At 73.6% G+C, this 1,423-nt stretch carries 1 protein-coding gene and 1 pseudogene; one reads left to right on the top strand and one right to left on the bottom strand.

What is annotated here, in order from left to right:
• Positions 1 to 225, top strand: a pseudogene (locus AC27VN_RS41390) (cytochrome c biogenesis protein DipZ); the annotation flags it as partial.
• Between the two features lie 15 nt (positions 226 to 240).
• Here AC27VN_RS41390 and AC27VN_RS41385 read toward each other — a convergent pair.
• Positions 241 to 1,423 (bottom strand): aldehyde dehydrogenase (locus AC27VN_RS41385; protein ID WP_490880500.1); only part of this gene is annotated, 1,183 nt, incomplete at its 5' end.

The following is a 1,423-nucleotide window of genomic DNA, read 5'->3' as shown; positions in this document are numbered from 1 at the left end:
CTCGGCCCCGCGGCCGACGGCAAGCCGGTGCGCTTCCGCGTGCGCATCGACGGCCAGCCGCCCCTGGCCGACCACGGCTTCGACACCGACGCGCAAGGCGTGGGCACGGTCGACGCGCAGCGGCTCTACCAGCTGGTGCGCCAGCAGCAGGGCGCGCGCGAGCGGCTGTTCGAGATCGAGTTCCTCGACCCCGGCGCGCAGGCCTATGCCTTCACCTTCGGCTGAAGCCGGGGCGGTGGCTCAGAACGGGTAGTGCCGCGGCGTGGTCTGCACCGTGAGCCAGCGCAGCTCGGTGAAGGCCTCCACGCCGGCCTTGCCGCCGAAGCGGCCGTAGCCCGAGGCCTTCACGCCGCCGAAGGGCATCTGCGCCTCGTCGTGCACCGTGGGCCCGTTGACGTGGCAGATGCCGGCCTCGATGCGGCGCGCCACGTTCCAGGCGCGCGCGATGTCGCGGCCGAACACGGCCGACGAGAGGCCGAAGGCGTTGTCGTTGGCGGTGGCGATCGCGGCCTCGGTATCGGCCACGCGCACGATGGCCTTGAGCGGACCGAAGGTCTCCTCGCCGTAGACGCGCATCGCGGGCGTCACGCGGTCGAGCACGGTGGCCGGCATCAGCGTGTTCTCGGCGCGGCCGCCGCAGACCAGCACCGCGCCCTGGGCCAGCGCGTCGTCGATCAGCGCGTTGCAGCGCTCCACGGTCGCCATGTCGACCACCGAGCCCAGCACCACCGGGCCCTCGCGCGGGTCGCCCAGCGGCAGGCTCTTCGCGCGCGCCGCGAACCTGGCGACGAACTCGTCGGCGATGCGCGCGTCGAGCACGATGCGCTCGGTCGACATGCAGATCTGGCCCGAGTTGGCGAAGGCGCCGAACACGGCGGCATCGACCGCGGCGTCGATGTCGGCATCGTCGAGCACCACGAAGGGCGCCTTGCCGCCGAGCTCGAGCACGGCGGGCTTGAGGTGGCGCGCGCAGGTCTGCGCGATCAGCCGGCCCACGCGCGTGGAGCCGGTGAAGTTGACGCGCCGCACCGCCGGGTGCGCGACGATCGCGTCGACCACCTCGGCCGCGTCGGCCGGCGCGTTGGTCACGAAGTTCACCGTGCCCGGCGGCAGGCCGGCGTCGTGCAGCGCATCGACGATCAGCGCATGGGTCTGCGGGCACAGCTCCGAGCCCTTGAACACCACCGTATTGCCGCAGGCCAGCGGCGTGGCGAGCGCACGCACGCCGAGGATGACGGGCGCGTTCCACGGCGCGATGCCGAGCACCACGCCGGCCGCCTGGCGCACGCCCATCGCGAGGCTGCCGGGCACGTCGGAGGGAATCACCTCGCCGCCGATCTGGGTGGTGAGCGCGGCCGCCTCGGTCAGCAGCCCGGCCGCGAGGTGCGCGTTGAAGCCGGCCCACAGCGCCGAGGCGCCGGTC

The sequence above is a fragment of the Variovorax sp. 20P10.2.4 genome (genome assembly GCF_058244205.1).
This window is presented reverse-complemented; position numbering and strand designations above follow the sequence as displayed.